The organism is Allorhizobium sp. Av2 (assembly GCF_021462805.2).
Taxonomy (GTDB): Bacteria; Pseudomonadota; Alphaproteobacteria; order Rhizobiales; family Rhizobiaceae; genus Allorhizobium; species Allorhizobium vitis_G.
Map to the genome: position 1 here is coordinate 2,722,995 of NZ_CP192696.1, position 12,633 is coordinate 2,735,627.

At 56.4% G+C, this 12,633-nt stretch carries 13 protein-coding genes; 10 read left to right on the forward strand and 3 right to left on the reverse strand.

Translation table 11 applies throughout. The features are described from left to right. Positions 1-351: 351 nt before the first annotated feature. On the reverse strand, positions 352-591 hold the full coding sequence (gene rpsU / locus FS819_RS12935) for a 30S ribosomal protein S21 (RefSeq protein ID WP_015917126.1): 240 nt from the start codon (positions 589-591) through the stop codon (positions 352-354). A 473-nt stretch (positions 592-1,064) separates the two neighbouring features. Here rpsU and FS819_RS12940 point away from each other — a divergent pair, with 473 nt between their 5' ends. From FS819_RS12940 to FS819_RS12955, 4 genes are all read left to right on the forward strand, one after another. Further along, a complete protein-coding gene (locus FS819_RS12940; protein ID WP_156551003.1) occupies positions 1,065-2,318 on the forward strand; it encodes a sarcosine oxidase subunit beta family protein in 1,254 nt (417 codons plus the stop codon). Positions 2,319-2,390: 72 nt separating this feature from the next. Further along, on the forward strand, positions 2,391-2,711 hold the full coding sequence (locus FS819_RS12945; RefSeq protein ID WP_156551004.1) for a sarcosine oxidase subunit delta: 321 nt from the start codon (positions 2,391-2,393) through the stop codon (positions 2,709-2,711). Then, a complete protein-coding gene (locus tag FS819_RS12950) occupies positions 2,708-5,701 on the forward strand; it encodes a sarcosine oxidase subunit alpha (RefSeq protein WP_156551005.1) in 2,994 nt (997 codons plus the stop codon). The genes FS819_RS12945 and FS819_RS12950 overlap by 4 nt, the downstream gene beginning before the upstream one ends. Then, a complete protein-coding gene (locus FS819_RS12955) occupies positions 5,694-6,260 on the forward strand; it encodes a sarcosine oxidase subunit gamma (protein ID WP_156551006.1) in 567 nt (188 codons plus the stop codon). Before FS819_RS12950 ends, FS819_RS12955 begins: the two co-directional genes overlap by 8 nt. Before the next feature lie 205 nt (positions 6,261-6,465). On the opposite strand, the gene FS819_RS12960 is transcribed toward FS819_RS12955, so the two are convergent. Then, on the reverse strand, positions 6,466-7,527 hold the full coding sequence (locus FS819_RS12960) for an SDR family oxidoreductase (protein WP_156551007.1): 1,062 nt from the start codon (positions 7,525-7,527) through the stop codon (positions 6,466-6,468). Between the two features lie 98 nt (positions 7,528-7,625). On the opposite strand from FS819_RS12960, the gene FS819_RS12965 reads away from it, so the two are divergent. The 6 genes from FS819_RS12965 to FS819_RS12990 all read left to right on the forward strand — a co-directional run bounded on the left by FS819_RS12965 (position 7,626) and on the right by FS819_RS12990 (position 11,310). Beyond that, entirely contained in the window at positions 7,626-8,027 is a 402-nt protein-coding gene (locus FS819_RS12965; RefSeq protein ID WP_156551008.1) for a winged helix-turn-helix transcriptional regulator, read from the forward strand. Positions 8,028-8,163: 136 nt separating this feature from the next. Beyond that, positions 8,164-9,585, forward strand: coding sequence for a KAP family P-loop NTPase fold protein (locus tag FS819_RS12970; RefSeq protein ID WP_156551009.1), 1,422 nt, complete (start codon positions 8,164-8,166; stop codon positions 9,583-9,585). 26 nt (positions 9,586-9,611) lie between these two features. Beyond that, positions 9,612-9,854, forward strand: a complete 243-nt coding sequence (locus FS819_RS12975) for a type II toxin-antitoxin system Phd/YefM family antitoxin (RefSeq protein ID WP_156551010.1) — start codon at positions 9,612-9,614, stop codon at positions 9,852-9,854. Between the two features lie 352 nt (positions 9,855-10,206). Next, positions 10,207-10,674: a protein kinase gene (locus FS819_RS12980; RefSeq protein ID WP_156551023.1), complete on the forward strand. Its 468-nt coding sequence runs from the start codon at positions 10,207-10,209 to the stop codon at positions 10,672-10,674. Positions 10,675-10,790: 116 nt separating this feature from the next. Continuing rightward, entirely contained in the window at positions 10,791-11,063 is a 273-nt protein-coding gene (locus tag FS819_RS12985; RefSeq protein WP_156551024.1) for a BrnT family toxin, read from the forward strand. Between the two features lie 73 nt (positions 11,064-11,136). Next, complete coding sequence (locus FS819_RS12990) at positions 11,137-11,310, forward strand: helix-turn-helix domain-containing protein (RefSeq protein WP_234624500.1); 174 nt, start codon at positions 11,137-11,139, stop codon at positions 11,308-11,310. Positions 11,311-11,489: 179 nt separating this feature from the next. Here the strand turns inward: FS819_RS12990 and FS819_RS12995 are convergent, their stop codons facing one another. Then, positions 11,490-12,596, reverse strand: a complete 1,107-nt coding sequence (locus FS819_RS12995; protein ID WP_156551026.1) for a TRAP transporter substrate-binding protein — start codon at positions 12,594-12,596, stop codon at positions 11,490-11,492. Positions 12,597-12,633 lie beyond the last annotated feature (37 nt).

Genomic DNA, 12,633 nt, shown 5'->3' on the forward strand with positions numbered 1-12,633 from the left:
GTGTCTATCCCGAGACCTGTTTATCCCGAAACTTGGCTTACATCCGAATGCGGCCGGTTTCCACCGCGCAAATGCAAAAACCACATCATTCCAGCAATTTGCGGCCTTTTATAGCATAGGACCGAAAAGTAGAAACCGGTTTCGGGATAAATCCGATACGACACCAAAACTTTGTGACAGCGCGCCGCGGTCCCACGTCCTGAATGAGGCTATAGGTCAGCCACGGACATAATTATGCAGTCTGCCGGTCCGCCCATCATAGAAAATTTAACACGAAAAAGCGGCCGCGAACTTGATCGCTGCCGCTCAATCGGATCATGTCGCGCTTTGAAAAAGCGCGGGAAACGTCAATCAGCGGCTGCCGAATGCCGGACGCGGCGGAGCGGCAATCAGGCCTTCGCGCTGCATCTTCTTGCGGGCCAGCTTGCGAACGCGGCGAACGGCTTCAGCCTTTTCGCGCGCGCGCTTTTGCGACGGCTTTTCATAATAGTCACGCATTTTCATTTCACGGAAGATGCCTTCGCGCTGCATCTTCTTTTTCAAGGCGCGAAGCGCCTGATCAACGTTGTTATCGCGGACAAGTACCTGCACGTCGAATCCCGTTCCTTTGGTTTGGTGGTCGTTTTCCGCCGGGACACGAATTCTGCCGAACCATGCCTTTCACGGACCAAAAAAGAGTGTTCCGCTGGCCCGCAGGACCAGCGATTAGGGAGCGCCAATAACAGATCGGACTTTCGAAGTCCAGACGGCAAGTGCCACCGCCTGAAAAAATCCGCAGCCAAGCGGCACCGTCTTGCAAAACGTCACCCCTATGCACTTCTCCATACTCTGCTGCAAGATATTGGCCATGTGTCGAAAGACGGATAGAAGCGTGTCGCAAAGAAAGGGACATCGCGCATATCGATCTGTCACAGCTTTTTAGACCTGCGCTGACGCGCTGGATTGAAAGCAGGTCGGAATTTCTTCCCGTTTCTGACATAAGTCAGGATCTACACCCTGCGATCCGTCGTAGAGCAAGCAGCTAGACCTCGCCTGCCAGACCTCGCCTGAAGGAGATGACGCGAATGCGCAAATATTCGGTTTTTGCCGTAGCCCGCGAGGCGCTTCGCGCCCACACTGGTTGGAGCGCGCAATGGACATCACCAGAGCCACACAAATCCTATGACGTCATCATTATTGGCGGCGGTGGCCATGGTCTGGGCGCCGCCTATTATCTGGCCAAGGAACATGGCATTACCAATATTGCCGTGATTGAAAAAGGCTGGATTGGCGGCGGCAATACCGGGCGCAACACCACCATTATTCGCTCCAATTATCTCTATGAAGAGAGCATGGATATTTACGAGCACTCCTTGAAACTCTGGGAGGGCTTGAGCCAGGAGCTGAATTACAATGTGATGTATTCGGCCCGCGGCGTGATGATGCTGTCGCATAATGTGCATGACAAGCAGAGTTTCAAGCGCCACGTCCACGCCAACACGCTCTATGGCATTGATAATGAGTGGCTGACGCCAGAACAGGCCAAGGCCTTCTGTCCACCGCTGGATATTGCCAAAACCGCCCGCTACCCCATCAATGGTGCCGCCCTGCAACGGCGCGGCGGCACAGCTCGTCATGATGCTGTCGCTTGGGGCTATGCTCGTGCTGCGTCTGATCGCGGTGTGCATATCATTCAAAATTGCGAGGTCACGGCTATTCGCCGTGGTGCAAACGGTGAAGTCACCGGGGTCGAGACCTCCAAGGGCTTTATTGGCGCGAAGAAAATCGGCGTTTCAGCCTCGGGCCACAATTCCATGGTGATGGGCATGGCCGATGTGCGCTTGCCAATCCATTCCACGCCGTTGCAGGCGCTGGTGTCGGAGCCGCTGAAGCCGATTTTCCCGTGCGTGGTGATGTCCAACACGGTGCATGCCTATATTTCGCAATCGGATAAGGGCGAGTTGGTGATTGGCGCTGGCACTGACCAGTATAATTCCTATTCCCAGACAGGCGGCCTACAAATCATCACCCACACGCTGGATGCGATTTGCGAGCTGTTCCCCATCTTCCGCCGCGTCAAGATGATGCGCCAGTGGGGTGGTATTACCGATAACACAGCCGACCGCTCGCCGATCCAGAGTGTGACGCCGGTGCCTAACCTGTTTGTCAATTGCGGTTGGGGCACGGGCGGCTTCAAGGCCACGCCGGGGTCTGCCAATCTGTTTGCCCATCTGATTGCCAAGGGCGAGCCCCATGCGCTGGCCAAGGGCCTGACGCTGGATCGGTTCCGCACCGGGCGGTTGATTGATGAAGCGGCTGCGGCTGCGGTTGCGCACTGAAGTGAGATCCGAAAAGTGGGAACCGGTTTTCGGACAAATCGAACGAACAAAAATTGAGCGGGATTGAGAAAAATGCTGTTGATCAAATGTCCCTGTTGTCAGGAAGAGCGGTCCGAGCTGGAATTTCACGGCGCAGGCGAGGCGCATATTGTGCGGCCAGCCAATATTGCCGAGATTTCCGATGAGGAATTCGAAGCCTTCTTTTTCTTACGCGACAACCCCAAGGGAATCATCTTTGAACGCTGGCGGCACCTGCATGGCTGCGGGCGGTTTTTCAATGCCGTGCGCGATACAGTCAGCGACAAATTTCTGTTGACCTATAAGGCCGGTGAAGCCAAGCCGGATGATGCAGCTGTGCAAGCCCTCATCGACAACAAGGGAGCTTTAAGATGAGCGGTGCCAATCGTATTCCCGGCAAGGGCCGTCTGACGCCCGCCAGAACCGCCCGTTTCACCGTTGATGGCCGCATTCTCACCGCCTTTGAAGGTGATACCGTGGCCTCAGCCTTGCTGGCCAATGGCATTCATCTGGTCGGTCGCTCGTTCAAATATCATCGTCCACGCGGCATTCTCACGGCTGGCCCGGAAGAGCCGAACGCGCTGCTTGACATTTCCCGCGATAGCGCCCGGCGTCAGCCCAACGTGCGCGCTCCCGTGCAAGAAGTGTTTGATGGCATGCGGGTGCAGACGCAAAATCGCTGGCCATCGCTGTACATGGATATTGGTGCGGTCAACGACCTGCTGTCGCCTTTCTTTGCTGCCGGGTTTTACTACAAGACCTTCATGTGGCCGAAGAGCTTTTGGCACAAGATTTATGAGCCCATCATTCGCCGCGCCGCAGGCCTTGGCGTGGCCCCGACCGAAGACGACACCGACCATTACGCTAACCGCTATGCCCATTGCGATGTGATGGTGGTGGGCGGCGGCGTGGCGGGCCTGACGGCGGCGCTTGCGGCAGCGGAGGCAGGCGCTTCCGTGATCATCTGCGATGAGCAGCCGGAAATGGGCGGCGCCTTCCATTACGACACAGGTGCCGTGATTGACGGCCAAAATGGCTATGACTGGGCGCAAGCTACCGTGGCCAAGCTGAAAGCCATGGACAATGTGACCCTGCTGACCCGCACCACGGCCTTTGGCTATTACAACCACAATTTCCTTGGCCTCGCAGAGCGCATTACCGACCATATCGCCAAACCCGCCAAAGGCTTGCCCCGCGAACGGCTGTGGCAGGTACGGGCGAAAAAGGTGGTGCTGGCCACGGGCGCGATTGAGCGCCACATGGTGTTTGCCAACAACGACCGCCCCGGCATTATGCTGGCATCAGCTGCACGCACCTATCTCAACCATTTTGGCGTGGCTGTGGGCGCGAAAGTGGCGGTCTATACCGCCCATGATTCGGCCTATGAAGCAGCGATTGACCTGAAAAAAGCGGGCGTGCAGGTGGTGGCCATCATCGACTGCCGCCGCAATCCGGGGGCAAGCGTCTTGGCTGACGCCAAGGCGGCAGGCATTGAGGTTTTGACCGAACATTGCGTTCTCGATACCGCTGGACGTTTGCGGGTGAAATCCATCACTATCGCTGGCCGGGGTGGTTTTGACCGACGCAAGCTGGCCGTCGATGCTTTGCTAATGAGCGGTGGCTGGACGCCTTCGGTGCATCTGTTCTCACAATCGCGCGGCAAACTGCGGTTCGACGCCGCCACGCAGCGCTTCCTGCCAGATATTTACGTGCAGGATAGTATCTGCGTCGGGGCCTGCAACGGCACGGATGATATGCACGAACTGCTGGCTGAGGCCTATGCGAACGGCGCAAGGTTGGCAAAAGAAGCCGGAGCGGAAGGCGAGATCGGAAGCCAGCCAAGCGGTGCCAACGCCTTTGCTTGGACCGGCGGCATGATTGGTGCTGCCGAAGGCGCTGGCCCCGATGATGCCGTGAAAGCCTTTATCGACTTCCAGCACGACGTCTGCGCCAAGGATATTCGCTTGGCGGTGCGCGAGGGCATGCATTCCATTGAGCATATCAAGCGCTTTACCACCAATGGCATGGCATCTGATCAGGGCAAGCTGTCCAACATGCACGGGCTGGCGATTGCAGCCGAAATGCTGGGTAAAGAGATCCCGCAAGTGGGCCTCACCACCTTCCGCGCCCCCTATACGCCCGTGACGTTTGGCACGCTGATCAACCATTCGCGTGGCGAGTTGTTTGACCCCACGCGCAAAACGCCGATGCATGATCTGGAAACCGCCCTTGGCGCGGATTTTGAAGATGTCGGCAATTGGAAGCGCGCCTGGTACTACCCCAAGCCCGGCGAGGATATGCACGCCGCCGTCAACCGCGAATGCAAAACCGTGCGCGAGGTTGCGGGCGTGTTCAATGCCTCAACGCTGGGCAAAATCGAGGTGGTTGGCCCCGATGCGGCAAAATTCCTCAACCTGATCTACACCAATCCGTGGGATAGCCTCAAACCCGGCAAATGCCGCTATGGCATCATGACCCGCGATGACGGCTTTATCTATGACGACGGCGTGGTCGGACGGCTGGCCGAAGACCGCTTCCATGTCACCACCACCACCGGCGGTGCGGCCCGTGTGCTGAACCACATGGAAGACTATCTGCAAACAGAATTCCCGGAGCTAAAAGTCTGGCTCACCTCCGCTTCCGAGCAATGGGCGGTGATTGCCGTGCAGGGACCAAAGGCCCGCGATATCATCGCACCTTTCGTTGAAGGCATTGATATTTCCAATGAGGCCTTCCCGCATATGAGCGTGGCTGAAGGCACCTTCTGCGGCGTGCCGACCCGGCTGTTCCGCGTGTCGTTCACGGGCGAAGTGGGCTTTGAAATCAACGTGCCCGCCGATTACGGCGCGTCCGTATTCGAAGCCGTGTGGAAGCGCGCGGAAAGCTTAGGCGCCTGCCTCTATGGCACAGAAACCATGCATGTGCTGCGCGCCGAAAAGGGCTATATCATCGTTGGCCAGGACACCGATGGCACGCTGACGCCCGATGATGCCAACTACGGCTGGGCCGTGTCGAAGAAAAAACCCGATTTCGTTGGTATTCGCGGCCTTAAACGCCCGGATCTGGTGAAGGAAGGCCGCAAGCAACTGGTCGGCCTCAAGACCAAAGACCCCAATGAAGTGCTGGAAGAAGGCGCACAGATTGTTGCCAACCCCAACCAGCCCAAGCCGATGACCATGCTGGGCCACGTCACCTCGTCCTATTGGTCGGAAAATCTTGGCCAATCGATTGCCATTGCCATGGTGGCCGGTGGCCGGGCGCGGATGGGCGAAACGCTCTATGTGCCGATGCCTGACAAGACAATCGCCGTAGAAGTGACCGACATGGTCTTTTACGACAAGGAAGGAAGCCGCATCCATGGTTGAGCCAATCACCTCCAGCGCGATGTCTGCCACCCGTAAATCGGTCCTTGACGGTGCCTATGGCGGCTCCGCCCATGTGACGCTGACGCCAGCCGCCCCGGCCTCACGCCTCTCGCTGCGGGCCGGAGCGGATGCTGTCCCCGGTCTTTCCTCAGCCCTTGGCCTGACCCTACCCACGGCGCCAAAGACATCTGCCCATGCCGGCCCCCGCCTTGCCTTCTGGCTCGGCCCGGACGAATGGCTTGTCATCGATGAAGACGGCGCCGACCTCACCGGCGCCTGCGCTGCCTCCGGCACCATTCACTCCGCCACCGATGTCTCCCACCGCAACACCGCCATCCTGGTCTCCGGCCCCGGCGCGGTAAAAACCCTCAACGCCGCCTGCCAGCTGGACCTGTCGCTGAAAACCTTTCCGCTTGGTGCCGTTACCCGCACCGTATTCGGCAAGATCGAAATTGTGCTCTACCGGATGAGTGAAGACGCTTTTCGGGTGGAATGCTGGCGGTCCTTTGCAGAGTATGCATTTGGCATGTTGCAGGAAGGGGCTGCGGACGCGGCGTAGTACGAACTATCATCGAAGCTGACACGGTTCATTGACAAACCCGGACTCGGCATTTCGTCATCCTCGGGCTTGTCCCGAGGATCTACCGTCTCTGAATAAGCCATTGACGTTGTTGATTAAATCAACGTGCTTAGATGCTCGGCACAAGGCCGAGCATGACGTCGAGGATAAAGACAGGGTTTGTCAGCAGTCTGCCGGATTCCTATTAAGGAATAAGCCTTTCCCCACGCAATTGCGCAAACAGGGTGAAAAACGCCTCGTCGGTGGGCTGGTAGCGGTCAAAGCCCATTGTCCGGCTCTTGCTCATATCGGTCACCACTTCAATCGGCCGTCCAAGATCGGCGTCCGTATGCCAAGGTGAGGCAAGACGCGACAGGTCTTTTTCGATCAGGCCATGCCGCTCGGCGAGTTCCCGCCAGATGGCCGCGTCCTCTGCCATCTGCTGTTCCAGCGGAAGGACCGTGCCGTCGAACGGAGCAGGTTCCAGACCAAACCAGTTGGCGATCCGGCCCCACATCCAGCTCCAGCGGAAGATATCGCCATTGACCACGTTGAAGGCCTGGTTGCGGCATTGCGGGGTTGTTGCGGCCCAGAGCAGTTGTTCGGCCAGAACGCCAGCATCAGTCATATCCGTCAGGCCGTTCCATTGAACGGCAGAGCCGGGGAACCGGAAGGGCCGCCCGGTTTCCCGGCAGAGCGTCGCATAGACGGCAAGCGTCGTTCCCATGTTCATGGCATTGCCAACTGCCTTGCCGATCACCGTATGGGGGCGATGTACGCTCCAAGAAAATCCGTCGCGCCCGGCTGCGGCAAAGACTTCATCTTCCTGCGCATAGTAAAAATTCTCGACATCCAGCCTGCCCTGATCCTCCCGGAACGGTGTCTGCGGCAGCCTACCCTTGCCATAGGCCTCGAAGGGGCCGAGATAATGTTTCAGACCTGTGACCAAGGCGACGTGAGCGACGGACCCGGCTGGACTGAGCGCATCCAGCACATTGCGCACCATGGCCGCATTGACCCGGATGTTTTCCGCCTCGCTTGACTGGCGCGCCCATGTCGAGATGAACACCACGTCGGGCTTCACGTCGGAAAGCGCCTGGGCTGTCGCCTCACGATCCTGAAGATCGGCGGCCACGGGCTGCACGCCGTCTTTGGCAATCGGTGACCGGGCCAGTCCATGCACGGCCCATCCCTTCGCCAACAGGAGATCCACCGTCGCACTGCCAACGATACCGCTTGCCCCGACAACCAATGCTGATCCAACCATCTTCATGCTCCTTCTATCTGAAGGCAGAGATGTAGGCGCCTCTTGCCTTTAAAAAAGACGGCACCATTTACGGTCCTAGACACCAAGAGGTAACCACCATGCACCCAGGAACGCCCGAAGCTGAGTGGCGCGAAGATTGCGCGCCGCGCCGCGTACTCGAACTGTTTTCCACCAAATGGACCAGCATGGTGCTGCACACCCTGCATGCCCGCCATGGAGGCGAGGCCCGCACCGGCGTGCTGCTACGTAGCCTGCCCGGTATTTCCAAGAAAATGCTGACCCAGACCCTGCGCGATATGGAGGCCAGCGGCCTGATCTCCCGCCACGTCCAGGCCACCATTCCACCCGCCGTCGAATACCGACTGACCCCACTCGGCAGCCGGTTTATCGAGCCGGTCGAGATGCTCTACGCCTGGGGGAGAGACAATGCCGACGCACTGGATGCTTTGCGGCCAAGGCCGGGGTCACGGCGGGAGGGGGTGGAAGAGAAATCGAGTTAACGTCATCCCACGAGGAACAGACTTTCAATCGCTTTCCCCAGATACAACCATTCCGTCCCCTTGTGGTCGAACACATTACTCTATTGGATTGCAACCAGCCCCAAGCTGAACGCAAAAGATAGTGGTGACAAAAGAAATGACGGATGAAACAATTAGTCACTGGGATGACGACCTACTTGATAGAAGGTCGGACGCACAGTTTCTTTATAATTTCCTGGTTGGGCAAGTTAGCAAGAGAAACCAACAAGGAAAAACAAGCTCTTATGTCATTAACATTGACGCGGATTGGGGCGACGGAAAAACTTTCTTCCTCGAGCGTTTTGCAAAAGATATTGAAGAGAGAGGCCATTTAGTTGTGCAGGTGAATGCATGGAAAGACGACCATGCACAAGATCCCTACATCGCCATCATGGCCGCCATCGATCGCACACTGCAACCCTATCTGAGCAAACCTGGAAAATTAGAAAAGGTTTGGAAAGCCACGAAGGCTCGCGGCGGAGCGATTGCTCTGCGGACAGGGGGCGTCATCGTAAAAGGCCTCGTGAAGAAACTCAGTGGCATTTCCCCCGGTGAAATAGTGGAGGCCATCACTGACGACGACACCATGTCACAAGCGCTTGAAGATGGGGCCAAGGCGGGCGGCGATCATTTGGAAAAGCTTTTTGACGCCGCCCTTGAAAACCTCATCAAAGGCTTCAGCCAGACCGATGCTGCGATCCACGATTTTAAGGCCAATCTCGGCAAAGTCCTGGCATCGTTGCCGGATGATAAGAAAAGTCCGCTCTTCATTCTGATTGATGAGCTTGATCGATGCCGCCCAACCTACGCCGTTCAACTTCTGGAACGGGTCAAGCATCTCTTCGATGTATCAGACGTCGTGTTTGTTCTCGGCACCAATTCAAATCAACTTCAACATAGCATCTCGGGAGCGTATGGAAGCGGGTTCGACGGATACCGTTACTTGAAACGCTTTTTCGACAGAACATATGTCTTCGAAAAGCCCTCGACCCGCACGTTTATTGAGAGCCTGTGTGCCAATCTGCCGGCAGGAAAAATCCGGGCACCCGAAAATGAGCTTGCCGAAGTCCTGACGCTCGGCTGCGAGGCTTATGAATTCGACCTGAGAGCGATTAATCATATAATGGATATGATTGATGCTACTGCAACTGCCTGGCGACACAAGCAGCCCATAGAAATTGCTCTGCTATTCCCACTCTGCGCCCACTTTTATCGTACTGGGAAGGCGGAATGGCCATCAACAACTGATGAATACTTAAGAAAATGGACACTAAAGAAAACATCAAAAGTTCGTTACAGCAGCGATAATGTAGATCGTAGCATAAACTTCGGTATTGTGTATTCATTATGCATTGCAAACATGTCAAATTTAACAGATGCTATTAACATGGACAGTAAAAGCCCGACAAATCATTACGCATACGAAACTTTCCGAATGGAATGGGAAAGACGCAAAACACTAGAAATTAACGCGAGCGTTCAAAAAGAGCTATTAGGCATCGTAGCCAATGCGGGAAAAATGAAGGATAGTGAGAGATAAATAATCCCAAAATTAGAATTAACGCGATGGCTTCTGTAGAAGTCACAGCCAGCCTATCCGAATTCAAAAAGAACCCGCTCGCAACCATCGCGGCGGGAAACGGGGCCGCAGTGGCGATTCTCGACGGCGATGAGCCTGTTTTCTACTGCGTTCCGGCGCCAGCCTATGAAGCCATGATCGACCGGTTGGACGATCTCGAACTCAAAGCCATTGCCGATGCGCGCGCCAACGATCCCGTTATAAAGATCACGCTCGCTGAACTGTCTTAGTCTTCATCACCCCCCAAATTCCCCCTTCCCCTCCCCACCCGTTATGCGCTAGACCATTCCCAGGATCGGTTGTAACGAACCGATCCTGGAGCGTCGAACCTCCGCAATAGACGGCCCGTGTCGGTCGTTAAAAGACACCCCTCAGCCATAGGTTTGTGGCTGAGGCGGTGGACCATGCCTATATGGTCCCCACACCACCATTCTGTGGCGTCGGGGAGGCCTTGGCGTATGTCCAGAGCTTCGGCTTAAAGGCCAAGGCGGTCGTTTCTATTGCGACTTTCGACCTCCCCGATCACCAGAGGGCAAAATCCTCCGGTGGTCGCTTGTCTCACAAGTGCGGGAGGAATGAACAATGGCCGATTACAATGTCTGGGCCGATCTTTTCAGGACATGGCAATCCACGTCCGATTGGATCAAGGCGGTCGCAATCGTCACGCCACCGGCGTTTGCGATGGGGGCGCTGGCACTGCTGCTGCGCTATAGGCTGGCGGTGCACCAGGATCTGCCCCGCCCCTACCATCTGCTGGAGGCGCCACAGCACCCCGCGCAACCGTCCGAGATGATCGATAGCACAGCTATCGATGCCGCCAATGATCTTCAAAACCGGCTGGAGGAAGCCCGCCGCACGCTGATGCAACAGGGCCGATCCCTGGCGGAAAGATCGCAGCAATCAGACCCCGAAACCCGGCAGCAGATTGAACAGATCATCCTTGAAGAATATCATCGCAAATCCGATCCGGCAGAGGCGCTTGCCCGCGTTCGGCAATTTGTGATCGATCAGCGAAGGTCGCGGGATCATCGACCGGAAGTGGGAGATTGAAGCCATACAGTCGATGTAAAGTCTCAACGTGTCATTTTTCGCACTACAACCAATATAGCGCTGGAATATCAATTTTCTTTTGCAATAGTACGGAATTTCCGTATACTCTTTTAGCCATGAATACGCCATTCGATCCCGAAAAAGACGCTGTAAACCGAGAGAAGCACAAGCTGCCACTGTCCTTCGGAAACACGATTTTCGAAGACGATAATCATCTGATCCTGCCCTCCATTCGTCCCGAAGACGGGGAAGAACGCTTCAAGGTGATAGGAATGGTCGGTGGCAAATTGTTTACAGGCGTCTTTACCTGGCGGGATGATCAGGCGCGGTTTATATCGGTGAGAAGGAGCAACAAGGTTGAAGAACGAGCCTATCATTCTCCCTGCTGATGCAGCGGACCCCAACGATTTTGATGTGACACCCGAGGCAATGGATCGGGGTCAGCGCGCTCGGCTGATCCGAATGACCAGAACGAAACTTGGTCTGTCGCAAGGCGAATTCGCAAACCGGTTTCATGTCCCGGTCGGGACGCTGCGCGATTGGGAACAGGCCCGTGCCACGGCTCCAGATTTTGCCATAGCCTATGTGCGCGTCATTGGCCAATATCCTGAAATGGTCGCAAAGGCCGTGGCATAGGCTCTCATTCCCTGAGCCTATGCCTGTATGCGAGCTTACAGTCTGTTCAAGAATTGCAGCTGGCCTGGCGAAAATGGTGATTTCGAGAACCGGAACGGAGCGTACTTAACGTACGTGAGGCTCGGCAAGCGCAGAAATTGCCATTTGCAGACGGCCAGCGGCGATTATGGGACGGACTGTTACAGTTTGCCGCCGCGCTGCTGAATCATCATGAACGTATCATAGGTATATTCCGCCAGCTGCATCCACAGATAGGCTTCCTTCTTGAAGGCGACCTGATCTTCGTAGACTTTCTTGAAATCCGGGTTCTTGGCGGAGATTTCGGCGTAAACTTCCAGGGAGGCCTTGAAGCAGGCGTCGAGGATGTCCTGGCTGAACGGTTTCAGCGTCGTGCCTTCCGAAACGATCTGCTTGATCGCCACCGGGTTCTTCAGGTCATATTTCGCCATCATATTGGTATTGGCGAAGGCGCAGGCGTCCTGAAGCACGGTCTGGTAGGATTTCGGCAGTTCGTTCCATTTGGCGAGATTGACGAAGGCGTGGATGGCCGGGCCACCCTCCCAGAAGGCGGGGTAGTAGTAATATTTGGCCACCTTGTAGAAGCCGAGCTTGTGGTCGTCATAGGGGCCGATCCATTCGGCGGCATCAATCGTGCCTTTTTCCAGCGCCGGGTAGATATCACCGCCAGCAATCTGCTGTGGCACGCCGCCCAGCTTTTCGAGAACCTTGCCCGCCAGGCCGGCAATGCGCATTTTCACGCCCTTGAGGTCATCGACGGTGTTGATTTCGCGGCGGAACCAGCCGCCCATCTGCGCGCCGGTATTGCCAGCCACCATGCCGTAGAGATTGTGCTTGGCGTAGAATTCGTTGAGCAGCGTATTGCCATTGCCCTGGTAGAACCAGGCATTGGTAAGCCGCGCATTCAGCCCGAAGGGAATGGCGGTGCCAATCGCAAAGGTTGGGTCCTTGCCGACATAGTAATAGGAGCAGGTATGGCACATTTCCACCGTGCCCGCGCCAACCGCGTCGGCAGCCTGCAAGCCCGGCACCACTTCGCCTGCCGCAAACACCTGGATGGTAAAATTGCCATCGGTTGCTGCCGCCACGCGGGCCGCGATATCCTCAGCGCCGCCATAAATCGTGTCCAGCGATTTGGGGAAGGACGAGGTCAGGCGCCAATTGATTTTCGGTGCCTGCTGGGCAATGGCGGGTGCCGCCAAGGCAATAGCGCCGAGCGAGCCGGCCCCTGCGACACCGGCCTTCTTCAAAAATCCACGACGATCCATAGAGTCCTCCCGATTGAATGCTGATTCCCCTTACCAT

What these genes read in the sequence shown, in the direction of transcription:
- FS819_RS12940 (WP_156551003.1), top strand. Translation starts at nt 1,065, where the DNA reads ATGCGCAAATATTCGGTTTTTGCCGTAGCCCGCGAGGCGCTTCGCGCC.
- FS819_RS12945 (WP_156551004.1), top strand. Translation starts at nt 2,391, where the DNA reads ATGCTGTTGATCAAATGTCCCTGTTGTCAGGAAGAGCGGTCCGAGCTG.
- FS819_RS12950 (WP_156551005.1), top strand. Translation starts at nt 2,708, where the DNA reads ATGAGCGGTGCCAATCGTATTCCCGGCAAGGGCCGTCTGACGCCCGCC.
- FS819_RS12955 (WP_156551006.1), top strand. Translation starts at nt 5,694, where the DNA reads ATGGTTGAGCCAATCACCTCCAGCGCGATGTCTGCCACCCGTAAATCG.
- FS819_RS12960 (WP_156551007.1), bottom strand. Translation starts at nt 7,527, where the DNA reads ATGGTTGGATCAGCATTGGTTGTCGGGGCAAGCGGTATCGTTGGCAGT.
- FS819_RS12965 (WP_156551008.1), top strand. Translation starts at nt 7,626, where the DNA reads ATGCACCCAGGAACGCCCGAAGCTGAGTGGCGCGAAGATTGCGCGCCG.
- FS819_RS12970 (WP_156551009.1), top strand. Translation starts at nt 8,164, where the DNA reads ATGACGGATGAAACAATTAGTCACTGGGATGACGACCTACTTGATAGA.
- FS819_RS12975 (WP_156551010.1), top strand. Translation starts at nt 9,612, where the DNA reads ATGGCTTCTGTAGAAGTCACAGCCAGCCTATCCGAATTCAAAAAGAAC.
- FS819_RS12980 (WP_156551023.1), top strand. Translation starts at nt 10,207, where the DNA reads ATGGCCGATTACAATGTCTGGGCCGATCTTTTCAGGACATGGCAATCC.
- FS819_RS12985 (WP_156551024.1), top strand. Translation starts at nt 10,791, where the DNA reads ATGAATACGCCATTCGATCCCGAAAAAGACGCTGTAAACCGAGAGAAG.
- FS819_RS12990 (WP_234624500.1), top strand. Translation starts at nt 11,137, where the DNA reads ATGACCAGAACGAAACTTGGTCTGTCGCAAGGCGAATTCGCAAACCGG.
- FS819_RS12995 (WP_156551026.1), bottom strand. Translation starts at nt 12,596, where the DNA reads ATGGATCGTCGTGGATTTTTGAAGAAGGCCGGTGTCGCAGGGGCCGGC.